This window comes from Eubacterium sp. An11 (assembly GCF_002161065.1).
GTDB lineage: Bacteria > Bacillota > Clostridia > Lachnospirales > Lachnospiraceae > Anaerobutyricum > Anaerobutyricum faecale.
The window spans coordinates 75,973-102,339 of record NZ_NFLV01000007.1 but is presented as its reverse complement, the minus strand read 5'-3'; the positions used below and the strand labels follow the sequence as shown (position 1 = coordinate 102,339).

The window sequence follows — 26,367 nt, the reverse complement described above, 5'->3', positions numbered from 1 at the left end:
GTAAGTTATGGAGAAGTTAAGTAAAAATATAAGTTTTGAAATATTGCAAGAAGAGTCTTATGAGCAATTTTTCTTGGATAATAGTTGGCTAGATAAAGATAATTTTTTTGAAGTTTGTTCGCGATATGGATTCCCTGATAATCCGCTCACGGTAGTTATTGAAGATTATTACGTGGAAGCTGCCTATAGAGATATATATTATCATTATTGGTCAAAATCGCATTTTAGTTGGCCAAGATATTGTAAAAGAATTTTTTTATTTCAAAATTCTCATTCTCAGGAGGAATTTTTTGATTCGGGGCATAGAGGTAAACTAAATGATGATTTCCTCGGAACCATTGTTGTACGCCCCGCATACTCCAGAGAAACGAATCATACATTTGGACGCACGCTTTTAAATCCATACAAAATGTTCGTTATGGATGGCGAAAACCAAAAAGATAATCCGTTTGTGTATCTGAAAACTGCAGAATATAAAGTTCATTTATTGGGAAACATTTTTATAACAAAAGCATTTCCCTTCTCAAGTCAGGACGGGGTTGCCATGAAATGTGCCGAAACGGCCATTTATGAATTATGTGATTATGCTTCTGCAGCTTCCCCTTTATTTGCCAGGGTGTTGCCAAGTGATATTCAAAAGAGGTTACAAAAGCGTTTACCGGAAAGAATTCTACCTTCGCAAGGATTGTATTGTAATGATATTTCCTATTTGTTAAGAAAATTTGGTTTTTCTCCCATGATATATGCGGGAACAGGAGATTCAGAGCGAGCAAGGGATAGCCGAGAATGTATAGAATTTCAGGATTTGAGAATTGGACTGATTGGTGATAATATGTTGTCAGAAGAGCAGATTGTTTCAGAAGAACAGAATTGGGATTATCAACATACGACTGATTATAAGTATTGGTTTCATTATTATGTAGAGTCAGCGATTCCGATTTTGGCAATTACTGCTCCAAATCAGGAGGTAAATAAGCATGCGACATTAGTCATTGGTCACGGAAAAATCAGGAAATCTATAGATGACTGTAAAATATATCAATTAGGAAAACTGCCTTGTATAGATACTGCTGAGCTTTATGACTATTATATTGTTCAAGATGATAATCAAATACCGTACTCGTTAGAGAAGATGGATCGATTTACAAAATTAGAAGACTATAAACTTGATGCTTATATTGTTCCTTTGGAAAGACATGTATTTTTAGAAGCTTCTTCAGCTATTAGTATTTGTGATACAGTGATTACTGAAGAAAATAAAATGATTGAGGAAGCTATACAATATATAAGTAGTCAATATCGCAGCTGTGCGGATAAGGAGATGGATGATGCGTTAAGGAATCAGTATTCATACTTAGTTGATGCGATGTCAATATCTGAAGACAATCCTATAACGGTGAGATATTACCTTGTTAATAGTGCGGAATATAAACAATTTCGTATCTCAACGGGGAATACAGAGCATGACAAGAAATTTTATGCCGATATACCCATGCCAAAAGCAGTTTGGATTGCTGAAATTTCAACGTATAAATTTTATGAACAGGGATATTCTTTTGCAGAAGTAGTACTTGATGCGACAGCGTCAAATCTGTCGAAAGTGAACAGTGTAATTTTGCTTAGGACAGCGCATTTCGGAGTGTACAGATTGCCAAAAGAGTCATATAATGACTTTGAGGATAAAATCAAACAGAAAAAACAACATATGGGTTTATCCCCGGTTTTTGAAATGTTTAGTAACTTTATCAATGATGAAAATTGATTTTAGCTTTGAAAATTTTGAAAAGTGTTTTGGAAGAAGGGAGACTGGGTTCCAATGAATTTGAAAAAGTCGGTAATTACCTCAATTAGAACAAGCGGTAATTTCAGTACAGATGGATTGGTGAAGCATACATCTGAGATGAACAGGAGGATAGAAAAAAATATTCAAAAAAATGAAAGGAAGATTGCACTTGGTTTGAAACGAACAAAAAGTATGCAAACCAAATGAATACAAGTAAAGGGCTGTCTGAAAAGAGACTAACGTAAAACATAAAGATTATTATATAGGACTTTCTCGCATGTCTTTGATGTATATCTTACTGGAGACACAATAATATAGGAAAGATTTGAATCCATAATTGCGTTTCGTTAGATAGACTATGAAGTTGGCATCATCTTGATGAAAACCAGGAAGTTGCTGATTACAGACGATATATATTATACAGATTAGAGTCGAATGAGCTGGATACCTATGCGGAGATGAAGGGACTGAACACCCGGCAGATTATCGAGGGCGTCTGCCTGGATCCGCGTATTGGTTCTCATTACAACAACCCGTCCTTCGGCTACGGCGGCTACTGTCTGCCAAAAGACACCAAACAGCTGCTGGCCAACTATCAGGATGTGCCGGAAAACCTCATTGAGGCAATCGTGGAGAGCAACCGGACCAGAAAGGATTTCATCGCGGACCGCGTGCTGGAACTGGCCGGGGGCTACGGCGCCAACAGCGAATACGACGCCAGCATGGAGAAAGAAATCGTCATCGGTGTATACCGCCTCACCATGAAGAGCAACTCCGATAACTTCCGTCAGAGCAGTATCCAGGGCGTCATGAAACGGATCAAAGCCAAAGGAGCTACGGTCATTGTTTATGAGCCGACGTTGGAAGACGGCAGTACATTTTTTGGCAGCCGCATCGTCAATGATCTGGAATCTTTCAAAGAGCAGAGTGCGGCCATTATCGCCAACCGATATGACAGCTGCCTGGACGACGTGAAGGATAAAGTATATACCAGAGATATTTTCAGGAGAGATTAAAAATTATAATTGTCGGCAGTTTCGGCTGCCGGCAAATTTTTTTGTCCAGAATACGTTTTGACGTATTGACAGACAATAGGACGAAAAGTATAATGATAGTAAAAATATTACACTCTTAGAAAACAACCTTCTGTTTGGCCAAGCTGCGCTAAACAGGAAAAGATGATACATCACATTTAAAGAGTCAGGAAGGGATGAGATAGAATATAACTGGTGAGGGCGCCTTTCCATAGACAGAAATAGAAGACGGGCACAAAGGGGGAAGGAGGCCATCGGGACGGAAAAGAAAAGGAATATTTTGATTGCAGATGTATCATCGGAAGGTGAGATAGCGAAGAGATATGAAAGGTACAAGGATATCATTAAGAACTTCACATTAATGTCTGATACTTTCATGAGAAATGTGTTCAAGCACATAGAGTGTGTGGAGTATGTTCTTCAGGTGATCATGGGCAGGAACGACTTGCATGTGGTGGAAAGTGTCGTACAGAAAGATTATAAGAATCTGCAGGGGAGGTCGGCTATTCTGGACTGTGTAGCCCGGGATGTCGAAGACAAAAGATATGATGTTGAGGTTCAGCAGAAGAACGAGGGGGCGTCGCCCCGGCGGTCGCGGTATCACAGCGGTCTTGTTGATATGAACACACTGGAAGCGGGACATGACTTTGACGAACTGCCGGACAGTTATGTGATCTTTGTCACGAGAGGAGACACGCTGGGATGTGGACTCCCGCTCAGTAGAATTGAACGGACGATTGGAGAGACAGGAGAGGAGTTTGCGGATGGCTCGCATATCATATATGTGAATGCAGCGATGAAAGACGAGAAAACAGAACTGGGGCGCTTGATGCATGATTTTCATTGCAAGGATGCCGATGAGATGTACAGTGAAGTGCTGGCGAGGAGAGTACGGGAATTAAAAGAAACAGAGAAAGGGGTGTATAGCATGTGCCAGGAGATGGATGAGATTTATAACGAAGGAATCATGCGTGGAGAGCAAAAAGCCAAAAAAGCCACAGCGATTTCTTTGGCGGAAATGGGTCTGCCGGTAGAGCAGATAGCCAGAGGGGTGAGGGAAAGCGTGGGAATTGTACAGGGGTGGATTGCAGAAGGGATGACAGTGTTGAAATAATCTTTCTGTGATAAAATAGTGAGGAGAAACAGTAAACCAATATCCAGGAGAGATATTTTCTGATGAAGAACTGTAAAGGCGTTATCGGCGATACAGGGATATCATTAAGAACTTCACATTAATGTCTGATACTTTCATGAGAAATGTGTTCAAGCACATAGAGTGTGTGGAGTATGTTCTTCAGGTGATCATGGGTAGAAAAGACTTGCATGTGGTGGACAGCGTTGTACAGAAGGATTACAAGAATCTGCAGGGACGGTCGGCTATTTTGGACTGTGTAGCCCGGGATGTCGAAGACAAAAGATATGATGTTGAGGTTCAGCAGAAGAACGAGGGAGCGTCGCCCCGGCGGTCGCGGTATCACAGCGGTCTTGTTGATATGAATACACTGGAGCCGGGACATGACTTTGACGAACTGCCAGACAGTTATGTGATCTTTATTACCAGGGAAGATACTTTAGGATGTGGACTTCCTGTCAGTAGAATTGAACGGGTAGTAGGAGAGACAGGCGCAGAGTTTGAAGATGGCTCTCATATCATATATGTGAATGCGGCGATGCAGGATGAAGAAACGGAATTGGGGCGTTTGATGCATGACTTTCACTGCCAAGATGCCAGTGAGATGTACAGTGAAGTGCTGGCGAGGAGAGTACGGGAATTAAAGGAGACAGAGGAAGGGGTGTATAGTATGTGTCAGGAAATGGATGAGATTTATAACGAAGGAATGATGCGTGGAGAGAGAATCGGAGAAGAACGCGGAGAGAAAAAAGCCAAGAGAGCAACGGTGATTTCTCTGGCGGAAATGGGTCTGCCGGTGGAGCAGATAGCCAGGGGAGTGAAGGAAAGTGTGAGTATTGTGCAGGAATGGCTGGCAGAGGGGATGATACCGCTGAAGTGACACACTTTCCTACATAAAATGCATTTGTATAATAAGGTAATGTTTGGTATAATCAATGCGTTTGGGAATGGATAACTGTGGATTAGGATAGGAAAATATACAGCAGACGGAAAGGGTTGTCGTTTGAGGTTTCAATTTTTATGGGAGTTCATTAAAAATAACTGTTATGTGATGTTACTGGTGTGGCTGCTTTTGTTTGTCTTTTTTAAGATGGCGGCAGCAGGGAGGGGCGGAGTGCCCCGGATCACAGGGAAAATGTATCGGTATTTTATTGGACTCTCTTTTCTTTTTTATATACTGATTTTATTGTATGTCACGATATTGAGCCGGGAGCCTTTCGCGGAGAGAAGGGTGATGCTGACTTTTTTGTGGGAGTATCGGCTGGCGCTGGCAGGAAGTCTGTTCTGGGTTTTCCAGATTCTCAATAATATCATTTTGTTTGTGCCTATGGGAGTGATGTATGGAGAGCTGGGGAGGAAAAGCAGCTGGTGGAGGGCGGTTCTGGTTGGTGCCGGAACATCTGCTATGATCGAGGGGATGCAGTTTGTGTTGAAGGCCGGGCTGTGTGAGACCGATGACGTGTTTAATAATACCATCGGGATGATGCTTGGGTATACTTTTTGGTTGTTTTGTGATAAAATATTGCGATAGTTGTTAGAGTTTTATAAAGGAGAAATACTATGTGTGGAATTGTTGGATACGTAGGGGATAATCAGGCGGCGCCTTTACTTTTACATGGACTTTCTAAGCTGGAGTACCGGGGATATGATTCTGCCGGAATTGCAGTGCGGGAAGAGGGCAGCGAGAATATCCAGATCATCAAGGCAAAGGGGCGGCTCCATGCTCTGTCGGAGAAGACCGATGACGGGCATGCCGTGGCCGGAAATTGCGGGATCGGGCATACCCGCTGGGCGACACATGGAGAGCCGTCGGAGACGAATGCTCATCCGCATTGTACGGAAGATAAGTCTGTGGTGCTGGTGCATAACGGCATCATTGAGAATTATCAGGAGCTTAAAGAGAAACTTCTGAAATCAGGATATACCTTTTATTCGGAGACAGATACGGAGATCGCAGCGAAGCTCATTGATTATTACTATAAGAAGACAGGCACTCCGCTGGAAGCGATCACCCGTTCCATGCTCCGTATCCGTGGTTCTTATGCCTTTGGTATCTTATTTAAAGATCATCCGGGAAAGATCTTTGCGGCCCGCAAGGACAGTCCGCTGATCATTGGAAAGAATGAGACCGGATATTTCATCGCTTCTGATGTGCCGGCTATCCTGGACAGTGTGCGGAACGTATATTATATCGACAATATGGAGATCGCGGAGCTGACCAGGGAGGAAGCGCATTTCTATGATATTGACCGCAATGAGGTCGAGAAAGAGCTGGTGGAGATCAAGTGGAATGAAGAGGCGGCGGAAAAGGGCGGCTATGAACATTTCATGTTAAAGGAGATCTTTGAACAGCCGAAGGCGGTCCGGGATACTATGAACGCGTATATTAAAGACGGGCAGATTGATTTTTCTGCAGCGGGGCTTTCTGATGAGATCATCGAAGGGCTGCAGAGGGTGTATATCGTGGCCTGTGGTTCTGCCTATCATGTTGGCATGGCAGCCAAATATGTCATGGAGTCTTTGAGTGATATCGCGGTGGAAGTGGATCTGGCGTCAGAGTTCCGGTACCGGGAGCCGAAGCTGATGAAGGATTCCATGGTCATTATCATTTCCCAGTCCGGGGAGACGGCGGACAGTCTTGCGGCCCTGCGTCTTTCCAAGGAGAAGGGAGTGCCGGTCCTGGGCATTGTCAATGTGGTGGGCTCCAGCATTGCCCGGGAGAGTGACTATGTACTCTATACTTACGCCGGTCCGGAGATTGCCGTGGCGACCACCAAGGCGTACAGCACCCAGCTGATTGTCTCTTACCTGCTGGCGGTGCAGGCCGGATATGTGCAGGGAGTCATCACAGAGGAGCAGTATGCGATGTATCAGAAAGAGCTGGAGACCCTGCCGGATAAGATCCAGAAAGTGCTGGATGATAAGGAGAGGATCCAGTGGTTTGCCAGCAAGTACGCCAATGCGAAGGATGTGTTCTTCATCGGCCGTGGGCTGGACTACGCCATCTGTCTGGAGGGCAGCCTGAAGATGAAGGAAGTCAGCTATATCCATTCGGAGGCCTATGCGGCCGGGGAGCTGAAACACGGGACCATCAGCCTCATCGAGGATGGTACTCTGGTGGTGGGCGTCCTGACCCAGAGCCGTCTGTTTGAGAAGACGGTCAGCAACCTGGTGGAAGTGGGAAGCCGGGGAGCCTACCTGATGGCGGTGACCACCTATGGCAATTACAGCATTGAAGATACGGCGGACTTTACGATCTATGTGCCGAAGACCGATGAGCATTTCGCCACAACCCTGGCGATCATTCCTCTGCAGCTTTTGGGTTATTATGTGAGCGTGGCCAAGGGACTGGATGTGGATAAGCCGAGAAACCTGGCTAAGTCTGTAACGGTGGAATAAAACAGGAAATGAGATTGAAGGAAGATGATCGTGCTATGAATATGTCATATTTCTCTCTTTCAGATGCGCTCCGGGCCGCTTTCGGGCCGGACGCAGAGATTGCGGGACAGAAGAGGGTCTATGGCGGCGATATCAATGACGCCTGGGAACTGCGGCTGTCCGGCGGGCAGAGGATTTTTATGAAGACCAATCAGATAAAGAATGCCCGTTTTTTTGAGACCGAGCAGCGGGGACTTGAGGCTATGCGGTCTACGGGAGCTATCGGGGTACCGGATCTTCTTGGAACAGGGATCGACCGGCAGAGAGACTTTTCCTTTCTGCTGCTTGATTATATAGACAGTGCGTCTAAGATCAGGGATTACTGGGAAGTATTCGGGCGGCAGCTGGCGCAGATGCACCGGGCGGACTGCATGGATTTCGTGCGGACACATCCGCCGGAAGAACAGCCGTCTGCCGTGGAGGAAACCAGATACGGTTTTATGGAGGATAATTATATCGGTGCTACGGTGCAGAAAAATACGCCAAAGCCCAGATGGACTGATTTTTACCGGGATTGTCGCCTGCTGCCGCAGATCCGGATGGCAGAGAGATATTTTAATCCGGGGCTGCGCAGGAAGCTGGACAGGTTCCTCAGTCATCTGGATGATTATATTCGGGAGCCGGGATTTCCTTCCCTGGTGCACGGAGATCTGTGGGGAGGAAATGTGCTCTGCGGCGGTGATGGCCGGGCGTGGCTCATTGATCCGGCGGCTTATGTGGGAGATTTTGAGACAGATCTGGCCATGACAGAGTTGTTCGGGCGATTCCCGCAGGCCTTCTATGACGCCTATCATGAAGTGAATCCCATTGATCCCGGATATCGGGAGAGAAAAAGATTGTATCAGCTGTATCACTTGCTGAATCATCTGAATCTGTTCGGCGCTTCCTATCTGGGAAGCGTGGCGGCGATTGTGGATGCATTATAAACGGAGTTTCGGCTCCGTTTTTTTTGTTCACAAAAAGTTCACAAAATAATTAGCACTCAAGGCTTGACATGGCTAATAATGAGTGTTATATTACATCTAGAACAAAGGAAGGGGATAAAAAGATAAGAAGTTGTACATGATAATCCCGGACCGGAGTTCCAGGTAACATATTGTGTGAGCACAGAGCGGAGCGGTCCGCTATGGCAGATGATGAGAATGTCGATGACCGCGAAGTGGTTTGTTCATAAATCGAATGAAGCGGATTTCAAGTATCCACTTTTCAAAAGGAAAAAGGAGCGATGATTTATGTTGATGCCTAGTATTTTTGGAGAGAATTTATTTGATGACTTTTTCGATGATTTTCCGTTTTATGATGACAGAGATATGAAGAAAGCACAGAAGAAACTGTACGGAAGAAAAGCAAATCACATCATGAAAACCGATATTAAGGAAATGAATGACGGCTATCAGCTGGTAGTTGATCTGCCGGGATTTAAGAAAGATGAGGTAAAGGTTTCTCTTGAAAATGGTTATCTGACCATTGAAGCAGCCAAGGGACTGGATCAGGATGAACAGGAGAAAGATACCGGACGTTATATCCGGAGAGAACGTTACGCCGGAGCATGCCAGAGAAGCTTCTATGTGGGCGATAATGTAACGCAGGAAGATATCAAGGCAGAATTTAAACATGGTATTTTGAAACTGTTCGTTCCGAAGAAAGAAGCGAAACCGGCTGTGGAAGAGAATAAATATATCAATATCGAGGGATAATTCATTCCACAAAATCACATACCGGGGCGGCTTCAGGGCCGCCCCGGATAATATTTCAGATTAATATTGGAGGTATTAGAGATGGATGTTTTAAAAGCGCAGAAAAGAGATATGAGCGAGAAAGCCAAGCGGTTGAGAAGAGAAGGTTACATCACTGGTAACGTTTGCGGCAAGGAGATTGAAGGTTCGATTCCGGTTAAGATGGAAAAGAAAGCAGTCAATCATATCCTGAGCAATAATAATAAAGGAAGCCAGATCATGCTGGATGTGGACGGCGAGTCTCACAATGTGCTGATTAAAGAGATTCATTTTAATGCTCTGGACAATGTAGTGGAGGAGATTGAGTTCCAGGCATTGATGAAGAATCAGAAGGTACAGTCCGTTGCAGAAGTAGTGATTGAGAATAGAGATAAGATTGATGGCGGCGTCGTTCAGGAACAGCTGGAAGAGATTGAGTACAGAGCTCTGCCGGAACATCTGGTAGAGAAGATCGTGCTGGATGTGGGTGATATGAAGGTCGGCGATGTTGTGAGAGTGAAAGATCTGGATATCGCTAAAAATGAGGCCATTGATATTCTCACAGATCCGGAGGCACAGGTACTGGCAGTCACAGCGGCAAAGAGAGAGTCTTCTGATGACGAAGAGACAGAAGACGGAGCTGCAGAATAGGCAGCCGTGCTTTTTGACGAAGACACCTGACGTCGCGCAGATGCGAAGTGTGTTTCGTTGTGGAGAATAAATGGATAAGGAAGGTGATAAGATGGCAACCAAAAGAGATTACTATGAAGTGCTTGGCGTTGGAAGAAATGCAAGTGCTGCCGAGATTAAAAAGGCGTATCGTAAATTAGCGAAGAAATATCACCCGGATACCAATCCCAACGACAAACATGCGGAGGAAATGTTTAAGGAAGTTTCGGAGGCTTACGATGTCTTAAGTGACGATGAGAAGCGGAAAATGTACGATCAGTTCGGTCATGCGGCCTTCAGTGAAGGCGGTGGCGGCAATTATGGCTACAGCCAGAATAATGGAAATGGATATCGTGAGTTCCATTTTCACAGCGGCGACGGCAATATGAACATGGATGACTTTTTCAGCGATCTCTTCGGCGGAGCGTTTAAGAATGGCGGCTTCGGCGGAGCAGATTTCCACAGTTCAGGATCGAGAGGAGCCGGTTACGGTAATTCCGGATTCCACAGTTCTAATTTCGGCGGCGGCTTTAACGGTTCCGGTTTCGGAGGGTTTGGCGGCGGCTATGGAAGCTCTGGTTTCGGAGATCATTACGGAAACGGATATTCCGGAAAGGGAGCTGATTTGAACGCCGAAGTGGAGGTTACCTTTGATGAGGCGGCCTTTGGCGGTAAGAAGGTCATTCGTCTGCAGGGCAGCGATGGCCGGGTACAGTCCTACGAGGTGAACATTCCGGCCGGTATTGAGTCCGGAAAGAGTATCCGTCTTCGCGGCAAAGGGCAGCCGGGAGTCGGCGGCGGTGAGCCGGGCGACCTGATTTTGAAAGTAAATGTAAAGGATAAACCGGGATTCCACCGGGAAGGTTCCGACGTTTACACCACGGCGTCTGTTCCGTTTACCACGGCAGTATTCGGAGGCGAAGTATCCGTGCAGACCATCGACGGAAGAGTTATGTGCAAGATTCGTCCGGGCACCCAGTCGGGTACGAAGATCCGTCTGCGGGGCAAAGGCATTGTGAAGATGGGCAGCACATCTGTGCGGGGCGATCAGTACGTCACCATACAGATTCAGGTGCCGACGAACTTAAGCAGAGAAGCACAGCGTAAGCTGAGAGAGTTTGAACAGGCTTGTAAGTCCCAGGGAAGCAGTAGCTTCGGGACGGGAAGCGCAGCGTAACAACAACAGCTTTTAAAGCGTTCACATAGATACAACCGATAAATAATAAATGATATTAATCAGATAGATTTGATGAATGTAGACGGCATGCTTTGGCGAAAGTATGCCGTTTTATTACCTTAGAGCCATTGGCCGAGATGAATACTCCGGTCGGTGGCTTTTTTGGGTGTTGAAAATATTGTTCACAAAATGTTCACAAAAAATTAGCACTCAAGTCTTGACATGGCTAACAATAAGTGTTATATTACATCTAGAACAAAGGAAGGGGATACAAAGAAGAGATACTTCTTAAGAAGCCCGGACCGGAGTTCCAAAGATAAATTTGCAGTCAAAGTGATTTTGACAAACACATTCAATAGAAGAAGGAGCGATGTTTTATGTTAATGCCTAGTATTTTTGGAGAGAATTTATTTGATGACTGGATGGATTTTTCATTCCCTGCATTTGACAGAGCTTTTTATGGAAATGGTTCCCGGAGTATGATGAAGACAGATGTGAAAGAGACCGATAAAGGTTATGAGCTGGATATCGAGCTTCCGGGTTATCAGAAAGAGGATGTGAAGGCACAGCTCAAAGACGGTTATCTGACTGTTCAGGCTGCCAAGAATGTAAATAATGACGAGAAGAATAACGAAGGTGCTTATATCAGAAGAGAACGTTACGAAGGCACCATGAGCAGAAGCTTCTATGTAGGTGAAGATGTGACAGAGGCAGATATTCAGGCGAAGTTCGAGAACGGTATCCTGAAGTTATCAGTTCCGAAGAAGGAAGCCAAGAAGGTAGAAGAGAATAAATACATCACCATTCAGTAATACGTGAAGAAAGAGTGGGGAGCCACCACACGAAGAGTGTTTGAATCATAGATAAAGATTTTCAGCAGACTTTCCTTAAAATAGCCGTCCGCCGGAGGCAGTATAAAAACTGCCGCCCGGCGGGCGGCTTTTTGTGTCTGTATAAGAATTGTCATTCGCGGATGTAGGCGCCTTTCTGTTCCCAGTGCCCCACCCATTTGGCCTGACGATTGGTTCCCTGAGGACGTTTGCCGGAGGCAATCTGCAGTGGATCGCCCACCGTCTGTTTGTTGTGGATCAGTGTGTCGTATACAGATTCATCCAGGGCGGACTTCTGAATGGTGACATTGACAACAGAAAAAGAACTGTGTATTTTTTTGACGGACAGGGCGGCTGCCTTCATGGCGGATTCCACGGCGCTGGCTGTCCCCTCGATCTTGACAACGATCATGCCGCTGTGTCCCGAATATTCATATCCTAATAATTTGACGTTGGCAGATTTGACGGCGGTATCGGCAGCCTCGATGGCGGCGGCCAGTCCCCTTGCCTCAATGAGACCAACACATTTTTTTCCCATATATTTCACCTGTTTCTGACATATCTGTCATCTGCTTTTGCTATATAGCCTTTGCTTTTGCATGCATATTTCTGCTATATGGTTTTTGATTTTATATTCACAATATCAGATATATTTATCTTAACATTTTTGTGCATGCTGTCAATGGAAATCCTTTTAAAAAAAGAGGGTTATTTTGCAAAAGAATATAGACGAGGTGTAATTAATAGAAGAAAAGATGAAAAAGAAAGGCGGGATGCAAAAGATTTTCAATAAGACGGCGGGGAAGAGGTTGACAAAAAAAACGGTACATTATATAGTAGTACCGACTGGTACTACGCATGGAAAAGAGGCGGGAAATATGCTTGATGATGGAAGAGTTTCCGATAATATTGCGCTGCTGCTGCATTTTGGGCTGACCAGGCAGGAGGCCAAGGTGTATCTGCTTTTACTGACAGAAGGATGTCTGAGCGGCTACGAAGCGGCGAAGCGGGCTGGAATATCCCGGTCTAATGCCTACGGGGCGCTGGCGGGGCTTGTGGATAAGGGCGCTGCCTATGTTCTGGAGGAGCAGTCTGTGCGTTATGAAGCGGTGCCGGTGAAAGAGTTCTGTGAGAATAAGATTCATTTTCTCAGTGAGACGGCGAAGGAGCTGGAGCAGAAGATTCCGAAGGAAATGCACCAGGAGGAGCATTATATTACCATCCGGGGCCGGAGAAATGTGGAAGATAAGATCAGAAATATGCTGCGGCAGGCGAAGGAGAGAGTGTATCTTTTTGGTACTGTGTCCACGCTGACGCTTTTCGAACAGGAGCTTCAGGATCTGGTGGGGAGAGGACGCAAGGTTGTCCTGCTTACGGAGGGGCCTTTCGAGCTGAAAGGCGCGGTGGTATACCGCACGGCCCACGAGGGAAGTTCCATCCGGCTGATCACGGATTCCAGCTATGCGCTGACCGGTGAACTGCAGGAGGAGACACGGACGGCCTGCCTGTATTCGGCCAATCCCAATCTGGTGCAGCTGCTGAAAGACGCCCTGGCCAATGAGATTCAGCTGGATGTCATGAAGCGGCAGTGATCCTGCACGAAAGCAGAGCGGTCTGAGCGGCGGTGACTGAAAGGCTGCGCACGCCAAACAGCAGTGGTCAGAGCCAGAACAGGTATGAAATGTTCACATCGAACGATAATAGAAGAATATATATGGAAAGGACAGGATAAATATGGAGAAGAAACCTTTTGTGACCAAAGAACAGCTGGAAGAGATTGTAAAGAAATACCCGACGCCATTTCATCTTTATGATGAGAAGGGAATCCGGGAGACTGCCCGGAATCTTTATAAGGCGTTTTCATGGAATAAGGGATTCCGGGAATATTTTGCGGTGAAGGCGACGCCGACACCGGCCATTTTAAAGATTTTAAAGGAAGAGGGGTGCGGAACAGACTGTTCTTCTCTGACAGAGCTGATGATGAGCGATCGCTGCGGTTTTGCCGATGGAGAATCCATCATGTTTTCTTCCAATGAGACACCGGCAGAAGAGTTTGTGCTGGCAAAGAAGCTGGGTGCCATCATCAATCTGGATGATATCACGCACATTGATTTCCTGAAAGATGCCTGCGGGATTCCGGAGAGAATCTGCTGCCGTTATAATCCGGGCGGAATCTTTTCCCTGGGAACAGATATCATGGACAATCCGGGAGACGCCAAATATGGTATGACCAAACCGCAGATTTTTGAGGCTTTTAAGAGACTGAAAAGAGAAGGTGTGAAGGAGTTCGGTATCCATTCCTTCCTGGCCAGCAATACCGTTTCCAATGAGTATTATCCTACGCTGGCGGCGATCTTATTTAATCTGGCGGTGGAGCTGAAAGAGAATCTGGATGTGCATATCGGATTCATCAATCTGTCCGGCGGGATCGGTATCCCTTATACGCCAGACAAAGAGCCGAACGATATTTTTGCCATCGGTGAGGGTGTCCGTCAGGCCTATGAAGAGATTCTGGTGCCGGCCGGCATGGGCGATGTGAAGATTTTCACGGAGCTTGGCCGCTATATGCTTGGACCGCACGGTCATCTGGTGGTGAAGACGATTCATGAGAAGCATACCTATAAAGAATATATCGGCGTGGACGCCTGCGCCTGCAATCTGATGCGTCCGGCTATGTATGGCGCATATCATCATATCACGGTCATGGGTAAGGAGAATGAGCCTTGTGATCACACGTATGATGTGGTTGGCTCCCTTTGCGAGAATAACGATAAGTTTGCCATTGACCGGAAGCTGCCGAAGATTGATATCGGAGATCTGCTGGTCATTCACGATACCGGTGCCCACGGTTTTGCCATGGGATATAATTACAACGGCAAGCTGAAGAGCGCTGAGATTCTCCTGCAGGAGGACGGCAGCACAAGAATGATCCGCCGCGCGGAGACGCCGGAAGATTATTTTGCGACAATTGAAGGATTTGACTTTTAGAATAATTGTGTAAAGATTTTGGGATATAATCGGAAGGGAAAGTTTTTTCCTTCCGATCGGCGTATATCGGGCAAAAAAAGGGGAAAAATCGGATAGTAGATTTTTCCCCTTTATATTTTTCTGATCCTATGTTTATCATTTTTAGTTTATGAAATATAATTTATCAAAACGGTAACTTCAGGTGTCGATAGTAAATTATGCGATTGAGTCAAGATGCTGCTTTATTTTCTGTACTTCCGATTCCATGACATTGAATCGGATCAGAAACATTTCTTTTTCACTTTCCATTTGCAGTATATGATCTAATTTGCGGGATAAGTCGGTATGACCTTCAGCAATAATTCTTATGTTTCTGTTTGTTTCATTTTCCAGGGTAGTTTCAATCAATGCTGCCCGGAGTTTCAGATCGTCAACATCGGTTTTAAGAGCGCTGACATCGGTTTTGAGAGCGCTGACGTCGGTTTTAAGAGCGCTTACGTCGGTTTTAAGAGCGCTTACGTCAGTTTTGAGAGCGCTTACGTCAGTTTTAAGAGCGCTGACGTCGGTTTTGAGAGCATTGACATCAGTTTTCAGATCGTCAACATCGGTTTTGAGAGCGCTGACGTCAGTTTTGAGAGCGCTTACATCAGTTTTGATGTCGGCGATCTCGGATTTGACATCATTCAGGCCAGTGTTTGTGTTTTGTACTTCGGATAAAATCATTTGTAAGAGTTCCCGTTCGGACATTGTATCACCTCTCTTTCATTTTGTGTGGGTAAAAGTACTATAACATATACTTTCACAAATGTCTATAAGATATTAATATAATTTTTTTCTGGAGGAACGGATGATATTGAGATGAAAATAGTAAAAGGTTCGTTGTGAAAAAAATATAAAAAAATATGCTGATATTTATATAAAAAGGCAGAAATGTGGTAGTTTGTTAATATGATAACAAAATTCTATTGTAATTCGTACAATTCTACACTATAATAGATGTGTATTGTGCATGTATACATGAAAACTACAGCAAAAGGTGCTGAGAGAACTATATTAACCTTGAAGGAGCAAGCTGTTGTCGGACAGCTAAAGGAGGGTTTTATGCTGGAGCAAAGTTATTATGACAAAGCGGATGAGATTATTGCGTCCCACGGGGCAAGGGAGTCCTCTCTGATTCCGATCATTCAGGATATCCAGAGTGAATATCGCTATCTTCCGCCGGAACTGCTGTCTTATGTGGCGGATAAAATCGGCATCACGGAAGCCAAGGCGTACAGCGTGGCGACATTTTATGAGAATTTTTCCTTTGAACCGAAGGGAAAATATGTCATTAAGGTCTGTGACGGTACCGCCTGTCATGTGAGAAAATCGCTGACCATTCTGGAAAGATTGTATACAGAGCTGGGGCTTTCAAAAGAAAAAGTGACCACCGATGATATGCTGTTTACCATTGAGACGGTTTCCTGTTTGGGGGCCTGCGGACTGGCGCCGGTCATGACAGTGAATGACAAGGTATACCCTTCCATGACGCCGGATGAGGCTGCGAAGCTGGTGCAGGAACTGCGTTCGGAGGAGTAGATGTTGTATATACAGACCCTGGAAAGTATAAAGGAGATTGAGAAATGAGAATCGAGAACAGAGAAGCGCTGAATCAGCTGGAAGAATATGCGAAACAGGTGATCGGGGTCAGCAAATGCAGAATTTTGATCTGTGCCGGCACGGGCTGTCTGGCGGGAGGCTCCGGCGAGATTTATAAGAAAATGTGCGAGCTGGTCAAGGGGTATCCGGATGTGTCCGTGGAGTTCGGGCCGGAGATCGCCCATGGTAACGGTCCGGTGGCAGTAAAAAAGAGCGGCTGCCATGGTTTTTGCGAGATGGGACCTTTGATGCGGATCGAGCCGATGGGTATTTTGTATACCAAGGTGTCGGTGGATGACTGCGAGGCTATTTTTGAGAGAACCATCAAGAAGGGAGATGTGATCCGTCATCTTCTGTACAAACAGGATGGTATTGAATATCAGAAACAGGAAGACATTCCATTTTATAAGAAGCAGACCCGTCTGGTGCTGAAAAACTGCGGTCATATTGATGCGGAACATATTGAGGAATATATCGCCTGCGGCGGATACCAGGCCTTTGCCAAAGCTTTATTTGACATGACGCCGTCGGAGGTGGTCGATGAGATCATGGAATCCAACTTAAGGGGCCGTGGAGGCGGCGGATTCCAGACCGGATATAAGTGGAAACAGGTGGCCGGTCAGAAGGAGAAGATCCGGTACGTGGTCTGTAACGGTGACGAGGGCGATCCGGGCGCGTTCATGGACAGAAGTATCATGGAGGGCGACCCGCACAAGATGATCGAGGGTATGATGATCGCGGCGTACGCGGTGGGCGCACAGGAAGGATATATCTATGTGCGCGCGGAGTATCCTCTGGCCATCAGTCGTCTGAAGCTGGCCATCCGTCAGGCAGAAGAGAAAGGTTTGTTGGGAGATAACATTTTAGGAACAGATTTTTCCTTCCATTTACATATCAACCGGGGCGCCGGCGCCTTCGTCTGCGGTGAGGGAAGTGCCCTGACCGCGTCCATCGAAGGAAAGCGGGGAATGCCGAGGGTGAAGCCGCCGCGGACCGTGGAGCAGGGGCTTTTCGCGAAGCCGACGGTGCTCAACAATGTGGAGACCTTTGCCAACGTGCCGATGATCATTTTAAACGGCGCCGCATGGTATAAGACCATCGGGCCGGAGAAGAGTCCGGGAACCAAGGCATTTGCTCTGACCGGAAGCGTGAAGAACACGGGACTGATCGAGGTGCCGATGGGAACCACCCTCCGGGAAGTGATCTTTGATATCGGAGGCGGTATCAAGGGGGATGCGGATTTCAAGGCGGTGCAGATCGGCGGACCGTCCGGCGGCTGTCTTATCACGCCGCATCTGGATGTGAGCCTGGACTTTGATTCTTTGAAGAAAATGGGAGCGATGATCGGTTCCGGCGGTCTTGTGGTCATGGACAGCAACACCTGTATGGTGGAAGTGGCGAGATTTTTCATGAATTTTACACAGAATGAAAGCTGTGGCAAATGTGTTCCGTGCCGGGAGGGCACGAAGCGGATGCTGGAGATTCTGGAGCGGATTGTGGCCGGAAACGGAACTCTGGAAGATCTGGATCTTCTGGAGGAGCTGGCGACGACCATCACCGACACCGCCCTCTGTGGCCTCGGAAAGAGTGCGGCGCTGCCGGTCATGAGTACGCTCCGCCTGTTCCGGGAAGAATATGTACAGCATGTGGTGGATAAGAAATGTGCGGCGAAGAACTGTACGGCGCTGCGCCGGTTTGTCATCAGTCCGACCCGCTGTAAGGGATGTTCCAAGTGTGCGAGAAACTGTCCGGTGGGAGCCATCAGCGGAAAGATTAAGGAACCTTATGTGATTGATAATTCCAGATGTATCAAGTGCGGCGCCTGTGAGAGTGCCTGCGCGTTTGGTGCCATTCACATTGAAGCGTAGGAGGGTGAGACTATGAAATATATGACGATCAACAATCGAAAAGTTGCCTTTGATGATGAGAAAAATGTGCTTTCCGTCATCCGTAAATCCGGGATCAACCTGCCTACCTTCTGTTATCACTCAGAGCTTTCCACCTACGGCGCCTGCCGTATGTGCGTGGTGGAAGATGACCGGGGAAAGATTTTTGCTTCCTGCTCAGAGGTGCCGAGAGACGGAATGGTGATCTATACCAATACGCCGCGGCTGCAGCATCACAGAAAGATGATTCTGGAACTGCTGCTGTCCTCCCACTGCCGGGACTGTACCACCTGTAAGAAAAACGGTGTCTGTACCCTGCAGAATCTGGCAAAACAGCTGGGCGTCAGCTACATACGTTTTGAAAATAACAAACCAGTGCTTCCGCTGGATGAAAGTTCCGACTGTATCGTCCGGGACCCGAATAAATGTATTCTCTGCGGAGACTGTGTGCGTACCTGCGATGAGATTCAGGGACTGGGCATTCTGGACTTTGCCTACCGGGGTTCCAAAATGCAGGTGATGCCGGCCTTCAACAGAACGCTTTCGGAGACAGACTGTGTGGGCTGCGGTCAGTGCCGGGTGGTATGTCCGACCGGCGCCATCACCATCAAACAGAATATCCATCCGGTCTGGCTGGCTCTGGCAGATAAAAATGTGCGGGTCGTGGCGCAGATCGCGCCGGCTGTCCGGGTGGCTGTGGGCGATAAGTTTGGTATTCCAAAAGGAGAAAATGCTCTTGGGCAGCTGGTGGCGGCTCTCAGGCGCATGGGCTTTGATGAAATATATGACACCAATTTCGGGGCGGATCTGACAGTCATGGAAGAAGCGAAAGAGTTCGTGGAACGGCTGGAAGCCGGAGAGAACCTTCCGCTTTTTACGTCCTGTTGTCCGGCCTGGGTGAAGTTTTGTGAGAATAAATATCCGGAGTTCAGAAAGAATATTTCCACCTGCCGTTCTCCGCAGGAGATGTTCGGGGCGCTGATCAAGGAGGAGGCCCGCCTGAACAAAGAAGATACCAGAAAGACCATGGTGATTTCGATCATGCCTTGTACGGCGAAGAAAGCGGAGATCCTCCGGCCGGAGCATTACACCGACGGTGAGCAGAATGTGGATCTGGTCCTCACCACCACAGAGATCACCCGTATGATCAAGGAAGCCGGCATTGATCTGGCGCAGATGCCGTCAGAAGCTCTGGATATGCCGTTTGGACTGTCCTCCGGCGCCGGCGCCATCTTCGGAGTTACCGGCGGCGTCACCGAGGCAGTGCTCCGCCGGCTCATTGACAGCAGCGCGGTGGAAGATCTGGAGAAGGTCAGTTTCACCGGAATCCGCGGAACGGAAGGCGTCAAGGAGGCTGTGGTGGATTTCCACGGAAGAGAGCTGAGGCTGGGAGTGGTCAACGGACTGCGCAATGCCGATGAACTTCTGAAAAAGATCAAAGCCGGGGAAGAACATTTTGATTTTGTGGAAGTTATGGCCTGCAAACGGGGTTGTATGGCCGGCGGCGGTCAGCCGGTACCGATCGGACCGAGGACCAAGGCGGCCCGGTTTGAGGGGATTTACAAGATTGACAACGCGGCGCAGATCAAGCGCTCCAACGAAAATCCGATCATTCAGAACCTTTACAATGGTTTCCTGAAAGGCAGGGAGCATAAGCTTCTTCATAATGAATGGTAAATATGATATGATAAGCGGGGAGCAGAGACAGACTGCTCCCTGTTTCAATATGCAGATGACGGAAAGGGGACAGGAAATGCGTGAGAACTTGTTGACCGTTGTGGAAGCGGCAGAGATTTTGAAAGTAAAGAAAAATACCGTTTATGACATGATAAAACGGGGGGATCTGAAGGCCTCCAAGCTGGGAAAGCAGCTCCGTATCCGTCAGGAAGATCTGGATGAGTATATTCAGTATGGCGGCAGAAAGCCGAACGAAGAATCTGCGGGAAACCGCGATGGACGTGGCCGGTATCCGGCCGGGGGATATGGAGATGCGCCGGTGTCCTGGAAGAACCGGGAAAATGCAGCGGATGCAGTTTTTCGCTCTTCCCCGGGACAGGAGACAAAAGGCCGGGACAGCGGTATGCTCATTATCTGCGGACAGGATATGGTCCTTGATCTGCTGGCGGACCGCCTGAGCCGCCATCCGGAAGGATGCCCTGCCCTTCGTTCGTATAAGGGAAGTTATAACGGCCTTTACGCCATGTATCAGGGACAGGTGGATGTGGCGACGGCTCATCTGTGGCATGGCGCCACAGACAGTTATAATCTGCCTTATATCAGCAGTATGCTGCCGGGCACCGATGTGGTGGTGGTCCATATGTTAAAGCGTAAAGAGGGGTTCTATGTAAAAAAGGGAAATCCCAAAAACATCCGGACATTTGAAGATCTGAAAAGAGAGGATGTGCGGATTGTCAACCGGGAGCCTGGCAGCGGTGCCCGGGTGCTGATGGATGAGAAGCTGCGGACCGGTCACATCCTGACCAGTGAAGTGCGGGGATATCATGATATTGTCAATTCCCATCTGGAGGCAGCGGCTGCGGTTTCCAGGGGAGAAGCCGATGCGGCTCTTGGAACGGAAAAGCACAGCCGGCAGGTGGCGGGGATTGATTTCGTTTTTCAGCAGGAGGAATCCTATGATATGGTTTTCCGCAAAGAAGATTTTTCCAGACCGGCATATCAGACCCTGATGTCCATTCTGCGGTCAAAAGAATACCAGGATGAGGTGTCTGCCCTGGGTGGATATGATGTGACCGGAATGGGAGAGGTAATCTACTCCGATTAGATTTTTATTGAGTTTTTATTGGTTTGTCTGTATAATAAAAAAGAATAAAACGTAATAAAACAATATAAAACGTGATTAAAAGGAGAAAATAATGAAGAAAGGTACTCTGATGAAAAAATGTATGACCGTAGCTTTAAGCGCAGCTCTTGTCATGGGAATGGCCGGATGTGGTTCTTCCGGTTCTGACAGCGGCAGAGGACAGGATGCCAATGAGGCGGCGGGAGCAGAGCATGCTCAGAAGAGTACGGCGGCGGAAGGAAGGGCCGGCGGGGACACAACCCTGCTTATTGCGGCGGCAGCCAGCCTGGAAGCGGTATTTGAAGATCAGCTGATCCCGATGTTTGAGGAAGCCAACCCGGGTGTTACCGTGGAGGGCACCTACGCCAGTTCCGGCGATCTGCAGCAGCAGATTGAGTCCGGACTGGAGGCGGATTTGTTCATGTCAGCGGCCACATCCAATATGGACACGCTGGTGGAGGAAGGTCTGGTGGATGAGGCGTCCGTGGTGGATCTTCTGAAAAATGATGTGGTTCTCATCGTGCCGGAAGGCGTGGATTCTAAAGTGACAGGGTTTGAAGATCTGACCAACGCCGATGTGGTTGCCATGGGAGATCCGGAAAGTGTGCCAGCAGGAAAATATGCCCGGGAGATTCTCACCGGCCTTGGTATCTATGATGAGGTGGCGGAGAAAGCCAGCTTTGGAAACAGTGTCACAGAAGTTCTCACCTGGGTCGCCGAGGGAAGCGCCGATGCGGGAATCGTGTATTCCACAGATGCCCTGACGGAGAACAGCAATGGCGATGACAAAAAGGTGACTGTTTTGGCAACGGCGGACGATTCCATGATGCAGACGCCGGTCATTTATCCGGTGGGTATCACCACTGCCACTACGAAAAGAGAAGCAGCCCGGACCCTGGAAGATTTCCTGCAGAGCGGGGAAGTCATGAACATTTTTGTGGAGGCTGGATTTACGGCTGATCATTAACAGAGATAGAACATAGCGGAATTTATTTTTGAGCGTAAAAAGATGAAACATAAATACATTGTAGTAGAGAGGAATGATCGATATGGATTGGTCACCGGTAATCATTTCCTTAAAAACGGCTTCCGCCAGCATTATCGTCACATTTTTTCTGGGGGCGGCCATGGCGGAACTGGTATTTCGTATACAAAATAAAAAGTTAAAAATGATTCTGGACGGTCTGTTTACACTGCCTCTTGTTCTGCCGCCGACGGTGGCCGGATTTTTTTTGTTGTACATTTTCGGAATCCGGAGGCCCGTGGGAAAGTTTCTTCTGGATTACTTCGCTGTAAAGATCGCATTTTCCTGGGAAGCCACGGTGCTGGCGGCGGTGCTCATCTCCTTTCCGCTCATGTACCGGGCGGCCAGAGGTGCCTTTGAGCAGGTGGATCCGGATCTGCTTGCTGCGGGACGAACCCTCGGGATGTCCGAGTGGAACATTTTCTGGAAAGTACAGTTTCCGGTGGCGCGGCCCGGGATTGTGTCCGGCGCGGTGCTGGCGTTTGCCAGGGGACTTGGGGAATTCGGAGCCACAGCCATGATCGCCGGAAATATCAGCGGAAAGACCAGGACGCTGCCACTGGCCGTCTATGCCGCGGTGGCTTCCGGTGACACCCGGGAGGCGTCCGGTTATGTGGCGGTTCTGGTGGGAATTTCATTTCTGGTCGTGATTATGATGAATTATTTTTCTATGAAAACTCCGGACAGCGGCCGGACATAAGGAAGAAAGCAGGAAGATATGGCAATTTCAGTACATATTAAAAAACGGTTGAAAGATTTTGAATTAAATGTAGCGTTTGAGCTGGAGAGCGGATGTATGGGTCTGCTGGGAGCGTCCGGCTGCGGAAAGAGCATGACGCTCAAATGTATCGCGGGTATCGAGACGCCGGATTCCGGCAGGATCACCCTGGATGGCCGGGTGCTGTATGACTCAGAAAAGAAAATCAATGTGTCTCCCCAAAAGAGAAAAGTGGGGTATCTTTTTCAGCAGTACGCGCTGTTTCCTCATATGACCGTCTGGCAGAATGTGGAGGCCGGCCTGTCCGGCGCCAGGAAGAAATTTGCTTCCCAAAAAGAAAAAAATGATTATATCATGGGTCTGCTGGAGCAGTTTCACATACCAGAGCTGGCGGATGCTCTGCCGGTACGGCTCTCCGGCGGTCAGCAGCAGCGGGCGGCTCTGGCGAGGATCATCGCTTCCGACCCGGATATCCTGCTTCTTGATGAGCCGTTTTCTGCCATGGACAGTTATCTGCGGGAACAGCTGCTGCAGGAGATGAAGGCGATGCTTGCCACCACTTATCAGAAAGATGTGCTCATGGTTTCTCACAACCGGGACGAAATCTATCAGATGTGTCCGAAAATGGCGGTAATGCGCCCCGGGGCCATCGAGATTGCCGGCAGTACAAGAGAACTTTTTCGGAATCCGCTCACCCTGGGAGCGGCCAGGCTCACGGGCTGTAAGAATCTGTCCCGGGCGGAAGTTCTCGGCCCCCATGAACTGTACGCAACGGACTGGGGCGTGAAGCTTCGGGTGAAAGATGTCATCGCGGAAGATATCACCCATGTGGGATTGCGGGCCCACGATTTTGAGACAGTTTCCGGGCCGTTTTCCGATGACAGGGATAATGTGATGAAATGTGCGCTGGAAAGAATCACCGAGGCGCCTTTTGAGATTTATCTTATATTGAAAAATGTTTCTTCGGAAAATGCTGACGGGAAGAACGTTTTTATGAAAAATACCGGCCAACCGGGCATTTCTCCGGAGAGTACCGGGCGGGCGAATCATTCTTCAGGAGAAGAGGAGCTGCATCCCATCTGGTGGAAGCTGTCCAAAAAAGAATGGGAAGAAATGCATGAAAAAATTCCGGAGGAAATTTACTTTCCGCCGGAAAAGATCATATTGCTGAAACAGTAGTTAAATCAGATGAAAATGTTTTAAGGCAAGATAAATGCCGTCCCGGTCCACCCGGGTGGTCACATAGGAAGTCTTGCCCAGCACATCCGGATAAGCGTTGCCCATGGCGATGCTGTTTTTCACATGCTGCAGCATGGACAGATCATTGGCGCTGTCACCGAATACATAGCAGTCATCCAGGGATGCGCCCAGATGTTTAGTCATGAAGTCAATGCCTGTGGCTTTGGAACAGTTCTTCGGGATCAGCTCATTGAAATGATAGTCTCCCATGGGTTCTCTCTGCACGCAGGTAAAATATTGCTCGATGGCCTTTAAAAAGTTGTCGAAATCACTGTCTGCATCGCTGAACGCCACAAATTTATCAAAATCCATCTCCGGATCTTCAAAATTACGCACGGCATTGGGCGTATTGGAGGTGGCGTAGACATCCCGGATGCCCTGGAGTGGCGGGATCAGTGTGGCGGAATCGTCAAAGAAACAGGAGGAATGTCCTTCGAAAGCGCCGTGCATGCGATTTTCTCTCAAAATATCTTTCAGGCCAAACCGTACTTCATCAGGGAGACGGTTGTGGAAAAGGGATTCTCCCTGAAAGATCACCTCTGTGCCGCATCCGCATATGTAACCGTCAAAGGGAAACTCTTTAATTGCCTCCGGCATAAAAGAATAGGTGCGTCCGCTGTTGATAAAAAGATAGTGCCCGTTGGCCTGGGCCTGTCTGAGGCCCTGGATGGCGCTTTCCGGGATATATCCGGGAATCCCGCCGGCCAGCAGCGTGCCGTCAATATCAAAAAATAATAATTTTCTATCCATCATAAACTCCTTTGTATACAAAATTTAAGACTGTTCCGGCTTTTGCCGATATGGCGCCGACGGCCGCTTTTGTCATAAAGCAGAAAGCATGCCCCGGGCGTCGGCGGATGCCAGAGACTTATTATAAAAAAGAACAGCGGAAAATGCAAGAGGCGGCGCGTTTGCCGGACAGTATATTTTTGCGGCCTGCCAATCCCTGTCTTGGCGGACGATAGCAAATATGTTATGATATATTCCGACGCAGTTGTACGCGGTGAAGCGTATAATATCATGCAGATCATGCACAGAAAGGAAGAAGTAGTATGGCAAATCCAGTTGTAACGATCACAATGGAAAACGGCGATGTGATGAAAGCGGAACTGTATCCGGAAATTGCTCCTAATACAGTCAATAACTTTATCTCTCTGGTAAAGAAGGGGTTCTATGACGGGCTGACCTTCCACCGTATTATCAAGGGATTTATGATTCAGGGCGGATGTCCGCTGGGAAACGGCACGGGCAACCCGGGCTACAGCATCAAGGGCGAGTTTAGAAGCAACGGTTTTGATAATCCGCTGAAACACGAGGAAGGCGTGCTTTCCATGGCAAGGGCGATGATGCCGGATTCCGCCGGTTCTCAGTTCTTTATCATGCATAAACCGGCGCCGCATCTGGACGGTGAGTACGCCGCTTTTGGAAAGATTATCGAAGGTATGGATGTGGTGGACAGAATCGCCTGCGAAAAGACGTTTGGGGATTCTCCGTATCACAAACAGGTCATGAAGACGGTGACCGTGGATACTTTCGGAGAGGAATATCCGGAACCGGAGAAAATCGAACGCTGAGAGATGACCGGCTGTTTGCCGGTTTAATGGGGAAAAGCGTAAAATTAAGAAAGGATCCTGCAAAGCAGGATTCTTCGCCTGCGGCGGGTCGCTTCAGCGACATCTTCCAATCCGCTGCAGTGCGATCCTCGCGGAGCGTTTTTTATTTCATAGAAAACACAGTTTTCCATGAAATAAAAAAACGGGGCAGGGAATGACTTTCCTGTCCTGTTTTGAATTTATATAAAGATCCGGCGGAGGGGCAGCGGGTGATGGTTAAGGGATACAAATGAGATGCTGTCGGGCCTGCGATCTTGTTATCTGTATGAACTTGTGCGGTAGCTGCGTTAGCGGCCGTTGATGATAAATGCGGAAATAGCATCTGTCACATAGGCTGCATTTTCATCGTTATAAATATTCAGGTGTAAAGGACGTGAGATATCCAGACTGAAAATGCCCATAATGGACTTCGCATTTACTCTGGAACAGCCGGATACCAAATCAAAACGGCCGTTATACTCATTGATGATTTTAACGAAAGCCTGAATCTTGTCTAAAGAATCAATGTTGACGGTAGCTGTGGTCATTGTTCTTCCCTCCGTGTGCCGCAATCCTCAAAATCAGTTGTATGTGTCTTCTAACGGAATATTCTTAAAATCTGTTATCTGTTTCGTAAAAAACATGTCTTTTTTATCCTCGTTCTGTCGTGTGCAGATGAGGTGTTCTTCAAGGAACGATTTTATGTTATCACTTCGAAAAAAAAA

General features: G+C 47.6%; 26 protein-coding genes and 1 pseudogene. 23 read left to right on the top strand and 4 right to left on the bottom strand.

Features of this window, described 5'->3' with window-relative positions; genetic code table 11:
- Nucleotides 1-7: 7 nt before the first annotated feature.
- From B5E53_RS07815 to B5E53_RS07765, 12 genes and pseudogenes are all read left to right on the top strand, one after another.
- On the top strand, nucleotides 8-1,762 hold the full coding sequence (locus tag B5E53_RS07815) for a hypothetical protein (RefSeq protein ID WP_087313820.1): 1,755 nt from the start codon (nucleotides 8-10) through the stop codon (nucleotides 1,760-1,762).
- Nucleotides 1,763-1,816: 54 nt separating this feature from the next.
- On the top strand, nucleotides 1,817-1,990 hold the full coding sequence (locus B5E53_RS19185) for a hypothetical protein (protein ID WP_162611841.1): 174 nt from the start codon (nucleotides 1,817-1,819) through the stop codon (nucleotides 1,988-1,990).
- Nucleotides 1,991-2,217: 227 nt separating this feature from the next.
- Nucleotides 2,218-2,799: pseudogene (locus tag B5E53_RS07810) on the top strand (UDP binding domain-containing protein); the annotation flags it as partial.
- A gap of 298 nt (nucleotides 2,800-3,097) precedes the next feature.
- Nucleotides 3,098-3,931, top strand: a complete 834-nt coding sequence (locus B5E53_RS07805; protein ID WP_343215612.1) for a hypothetical protein — start codon at nucleotides 3,098-3,100, stop codon at nucleotides 3,929-3,931.
- Between the two features lie 136 nt (nucleotides 3,932-4,067).
- Entirely contained in the window at nucleotides 4,068-4,829 is a 762-nt protein-coding gene (locus tag B5E53_RS07800) for a hypothetical protein (RefSeq protein ID WP_343215611.1), read from the top strand.
- Nucleotides 4,830-4,952: 123 nt separating this feature from the next.
- On the top strand, nucleotides 4,953-5,480 hold the full coding sequence (locus B5E53_RS07795) for a VanZ family protein (protein WP_087313816.1): 528 nt from the start codon (nucleotides 4,953-4,955) through the stop codon (nucleotides 5,478-5,480).
- 29 nt (nucleotides 5,481-5,509) lie between these two features.
- On the top strand, nucleotides 5,510-7,348 hold the full coding sequence (gene glmS, locus B5E53_RS07790) for a glutamine--fructose-6-phosphate transaminase (isomerizing) (protein ID WP_087313813.1): 1,839 nt from the start codon (nucleotides 5,510-5,512) through the stop codon (nucleotides 7,346-7,348).
- A gap of 35 nt (nucleotides 7,349-7,383) precedes the next feature.
- On the top strand, nucleotides 7,384-8,313 hold the full coding sequence (locus B5E53_RS07785; protein ID WP_087313811.1) for a fructosamine kinase family protein: 930 nt from the start codon (nucleotides 7,384-7,386) through the stop codon (nucleotides 8,311-8,313).
- A 306-nt stretch (nucleotides 8,314-8,619) separates the two neighbouring features.
- Entirely contained in the window at nucleotides 8,620-9,084 is a 465-nt protein-coding gene (locus B5E53_RS07780) for an Hsp20/alpha crystallin family protein (protein WP_087313809.1), read from the top strand.
- Nucleotides 9,085-9,165: 81 nt separating this feature from the next.
- Nucleotides 9,166-9,753: a 50S ribosomal protein L25 gene (locus tag B5E53_RS07775; RefSeq protein WP_087313807.1), complete on the top strand. Its 588-nt coding sequence runs from the start codon at nucleotides 9,166-9,168 to the stop codon at nucleotides 9,751-9,753.
- A 91-nt stretch (nucleotides 9,754-9,844) separates the two neighbouring features.
- Nucleotides 9,845-10,948: a DnaJ C-terminal domain-containing protein gene (locus B5E53_RS07770; protein WP_087313885.1), complete on the top strand. Its 1,104-nt coding sequence runs from the start codon at nucleotides 9,845-9,847 to the stop codon at nucleotides 10,946-10,948.
- 377 nt (nucleotides 10,949-11,325) lie between these two features.
- Nucleotides 11,326-11,760: an Hsp20/alpha crystallin family protein gene (locus B5E53_RS07765; protein WP_087313806.1), complete on the top strand. Its 435-nt coding sequence runs from the start codon at nucleotides 11,326-11,328 to the stop codon at nucleotides 11,758-11,760.
- On the opposite strand, the gene B5E53_RS19180 is transcribed toward B5E53_RS07765, so the two are convergent.
- On the bottom strand, nucleotides 11,754-11,915 hold the full coding sequence (locus B5E53_RS19180; protein WP_162611840.1) for a hypothetical protein: 162 nt from the start codon (nucleotides 11,913-11,915) through the stop codon (nucleotides 11,754-11,756). The genes B5E53_RS07765 and B5E53_RS19180 overlap by 7 nt on opposite strands.
- A complete protein-coding gene (locus B5E53_RS07760; RefSeq protein ID WP_087313804.1) occupies nucleotides 11,912-12,316 on the bottom strand; it encodes a BMC domain-containing protein in 405 nt (134 codons plus the stop codon). The genes B5E53_RS19180 and B5E53_RS07760 overlap by 4 nt, the downstream gene beginning before the upstream one ends.
- Before the next feature lie 340 nt (nucleotides 12,317-12,656).
- On the opposite strand from B5E53_RS07760, the gene B5E53_RS07755 reads away from it, so the two are divergent.
- The 10 genes from B5E53_RS07755 (at nucleotide 12,657) to B5E53_RS07710 (ending at nucleotide 23,990) form a co-directional block, all read left to right on the top strand.
- The gene (locus B5E53_RS07755) at nucleotides 12,657-13,370 is read left to right on the top strand and encodes a TrmB family transcriptional regulator (protein ID WP_087313883.1); all 714 of its coding nucleotides are present in this window, start codon (nucleotides 12,657-12,659) and stop codon (nucleotides 13,368-13,370) included.
- Between the two features lie 142 nt (nucleotides 13,371-13,512).
- Entirely contained in the window at nucleotides 13,513-14,766 is a 1,254-nt protein-coding gene (locus tag B5E53_RS07750; RefSeq protein WP_087313802.1) for a diaminopimelate decarboxylase, read from the top strand.
- A 324-nt stretch (nucleotides 14,767-15,090) separates the two neighbouring features.
- Nucleotides 15,091-15,462, top strand: a complete 372-nt coding sequence (locus tag B5E53_RS19175; protein ID WP_162611839.1) for a hypothetical protein — start codon at nucleotides 15,091-15,093, stop codon at nucleotides 15,460-15,462.
- A gap of 384 nt (nucleotides 15,463-15,846) precedes the next feature.
- Nucleotides 15,847-16,323, top strand: coding sequence for an NAD(P)H-dependent oxidoreductase subunit E (locus tag B5E53_RS07740; RefSeq protein ID WP_087313800.1), 477 nt, complete (start codon nucleotides 15,847-15,849; stop codon nucleotides 16,321-16,323).
- 44 nt (nucleotides 16,324-16,367) lie between these two features.
- Nucleotides 16,368-18,251, top strand: coding sequence for an NADH-quinone oxidoreductase subunit NuoF (locus B5E53_RS07735; protein WP_087313798.1), 1,884 nt, complete (start codon nucleotides 16,368-16,370; stop codon nucleotides 18,249-18,251).
- A 12-nt stretch (nucleotides 18,252-18,263) separates the two neighbouring features.
- Nucleotides 18,264-19,946, top strand: a complete 1,683-nt coding sequence (locus tag B5E53_RS07730) for a [FeFe] hydrogenase, group A (RefSeq protein WP_087313796.1) — start codon at nucleotides 18,264-18,266, stop codon at nucleotides 19,944-19,946.
- Entirely contained in the window at nucleotides 19,936-21,051 is a 1,116-nt protein-coding gene (locus B5E53_RS07725; protein ID WP_087313794.1) for a helix-turn-helix transcriptional regulator, read from the top strand. Before B5E53_RS07730 ends, B5E53_RS07725 begins: the two co-directional genes overlap by 11 nt.
- 91 nt (nucleotides 21,052-21,142) lie before the next feature.
- Nucleotides 21,143-22,036, top strand: coding sequence for a molybdate ABC transporter substrate-binding protein (gene modA / locus B5E53_RS07720; protein WP_140401459.1), 894 nt, complete (start codon nucleotides 21,143-21,145; stop codon nucleotides 22,034-22,036).
- Nucleotides 22,037-22,118: 82 nt separating this feature from the next.
- Nucleotides 22,119-22,793, top strand: a complete 675-nt coding sequence (gene modB, locus B5E53_RS07715; protein WP_087313792.1) for a molybdate ABC transporter permease subunit — start codon at nucleotides 22,119-22,121, stop codon at nucleotides 22,791-22,793.
- An 18-nt stretch (nucleotides 22,794-22,811) separates the two neighbouring features.
- Entirely contained in the window at nucleotides 22,812-23,990 is a 1,179-nt protein-coding gene (locus B5E53_RS07710) for an ATP-binding cassette domain-containing protein (protein WP_087313790.1), read from the top strand.
- Here B5E53_RS07710 and B5E53_RS07705 read toward each other — a convergent pair whose 3' ends face one another.
- Nucleotides 23,991-24,803 carry an HAD family hydrolase gene (locus B5E53_RS07705; protein ID WP_087313788.1) on the bottom strand — a complete coding sequence of 271 codons (813 nt, stop codon included), beginning with the start codon at nucleotides 24,801-24,803 and terminating at the stop codon, nucleotides 23,991-23,993. It lies immediately after the preceding gene.
- A 299-nt stretch (nucleotides 24,804-25,102) separates the two neighbouring features.
- Between B5E53_RS07705 and B5E53_RS07700 the strand changes: the two genes are divergently transcribed.
- On the top strand, nucleotides 25,103-25,624 hold the full coding sequence (locus B5E53_RS07700) for a peptidylprolyl isomerase (RefSeq protein WP_087313786.1): 522 nt from the start codon (nucleotides 25,103-25,105) through the stop codon (nucleotides 25,622-25,624).
- Between the two features lie 326 nt (nucleotides 25,625-25,950).
- Here the strand turns inward: B5E53_RS07700 and B5E53_RS07695 are convergent, their stop codons facing one another.
- A complete protein-coding gene (locus B5E53_RS07695) occupies nucleotides 25,951-26,190 on the bottom strand; it encodes an HPr family phosphocarrier protein (RefSeq protein ID WP_087313784.1) in 240 nt (79 codons plus the stop codon).
- Nucleotides 26,191-26,367 lie beyond the last annotated feature (177 nt).

Coding starts and splice junctions, on each gene's coding strand:
- glmS (WP_087313813.1), top strand. CDS start 5,510: ATGTGTGGAATTGTTGGATACGTAGGGGATAATCAGGCGGCGCCTTTA.
- B5E53_RS07765 (WP_087313806.1), top strand. CDS start 11,326: ATGTTAATGCCTAGTATTTTTGGAGAGAATTTATTTGATGACTGGATG.
- B5E53_RS07755 (WP_087313883.1), top strand. CDS start 12,657: ATGCTTGATGATGGAAGAGTTTCCGATAATATTGCGCTGCTGCTGCAT.
- modB (WP_087313792.1), top strand. CDS start 22,119: ATGGATTGGTCACCGGTAATCATTTCCTTAAAAACGGCTTCCGCCAGC.
- B5E53_RS07710 (WP_087313790.1), top strand. CDS start 22,812: ATGGCAATTTCAGTACATATTAAAAAACGGTTGAAAGATTTTGAATTA.
- B5E53_RS07760 (WP_087313804.1), bottom strand. CDS start 12,316: ATGGGAAAAAAATGTGTTGGTCTCATTGAGGCAAGGGGACTGGCCGCC.
- B5E53_RS07700 (WP_087313786.1), top strand. CDS start 25,103: ATGGCAAATCCAGTTGTAACGATCACAATGGAAAACGGCGATGTGATG.
- B5E53_RS07695 (WP_087313784.1), bottom strand. CDS start 26,190: ATGACCACAGCTACCGTCAACATTGATTCTTTAGACAAGATTCAGGCT.
- B5E53_RS19180 (WP_162611840.1), bottom strand. CDS start 11,915: ATGACAATTCTTATACAGACACAAAAAGCCGCCCGCCGGGCGGCAGTT.
- B5E53_RS19185 (WP_162611841.1), top strand. CDS start 1,817: ATGAATTTGAAAAAGTCGGTAATTACCTCAATTAGAACAAGCGGTAAT.
- B5E53_RS07740 (WP_087313800.1), top strand. CDS start 15,847: ATGCTGGAGCAAAGTTATTATGACAAAGCGGATGAGATTATTGCGTCC.
- B5E53_RS07815 (WP_087313820.1), top strand. CDS start 8: ATGGAGAAGTTAAGTAAAAATATAAGTTTTGAAATATTGCAAGAAGAG.
- modA (WP_140401459.1), top strand. CDS start 21,143: ATGAAGAAAGGTACTCTGATGAAAAAATGTATGACCGTAGCTTTAAGC.
- B5E53_RS07785 (WP_087313811.1), top strand. CDS start 7,384: ATGAATATGTCATATTTCTCTCTTTCAGATGCGCTCCGGGCCGCTTTC.
- B5E53_RS07800 (WP_343215611.1), top strand. CDS start 4,068: ATGAGAAATGTGTTCAAGCACATAGAGTGTGTGGAGTATGTTCTTCAG.
- B5E53_RS07725 (WP_087313794.1), top strand. CDS start 19,936: ATGAATGGTAAATATGATATGATAAGCGGGGAGCAGAGACAGACTGCT.
- B5E53_RS07775 (WP_087313807.1), top strand. CDS start 9,166: ATGGATGTTTTAAAAGCGCAGAAAAGAGATATGAGCGAGAAAGCCAAG.
- B5E53_RS07705 (WP_087313788.1), bottom strand. CDS start 24,803: ATGATGGATAGAAAATTATTATTTTTTGATATTGACGGCACGCTGCTG.
- B5E53_RS19175 (WP_162611839.1), top strand. CDS start 15,091: ATGACCTTCAGCAATAATTCTTATGTTTCTGTTTGTTTCATTTTCCAG.
- B5E53_RS07730 (WP_087313796.1), top strand. CDS start 18,264: ATGAAATATATGACGATCAACAATCGAAAAGTTGCCTTTGATGATGAG.
- B5E53_RS07780 (WP_087313809.1), top strand. CDS start 8,620: ATGTTGATGCCTAGTATTTTTGGAGAGAATTTATTTGATGACTTTTTC.
- B5E53_RS07770 (WP_087313885.1), top strand. CDS start 9,845: ATGGCAACCAAAAGAGATTACTATGAAGTGCTTGGCGTTGGAAGAAAT.
- B5E53_RS07735 (WP_087313798.1), top strand. CDS start 16,368: ATGAGAATCGAGAACAGAGAAGCGCTGAATCAGCTGGAAGAATATGCG.
- B5E53_RS07750 (WP_087313802.1), top strand. CDS start 13,513: ATGGAGAAGAAACCTTTTGTGACCAAAGAACAGCTGGAAGAGATTGTA.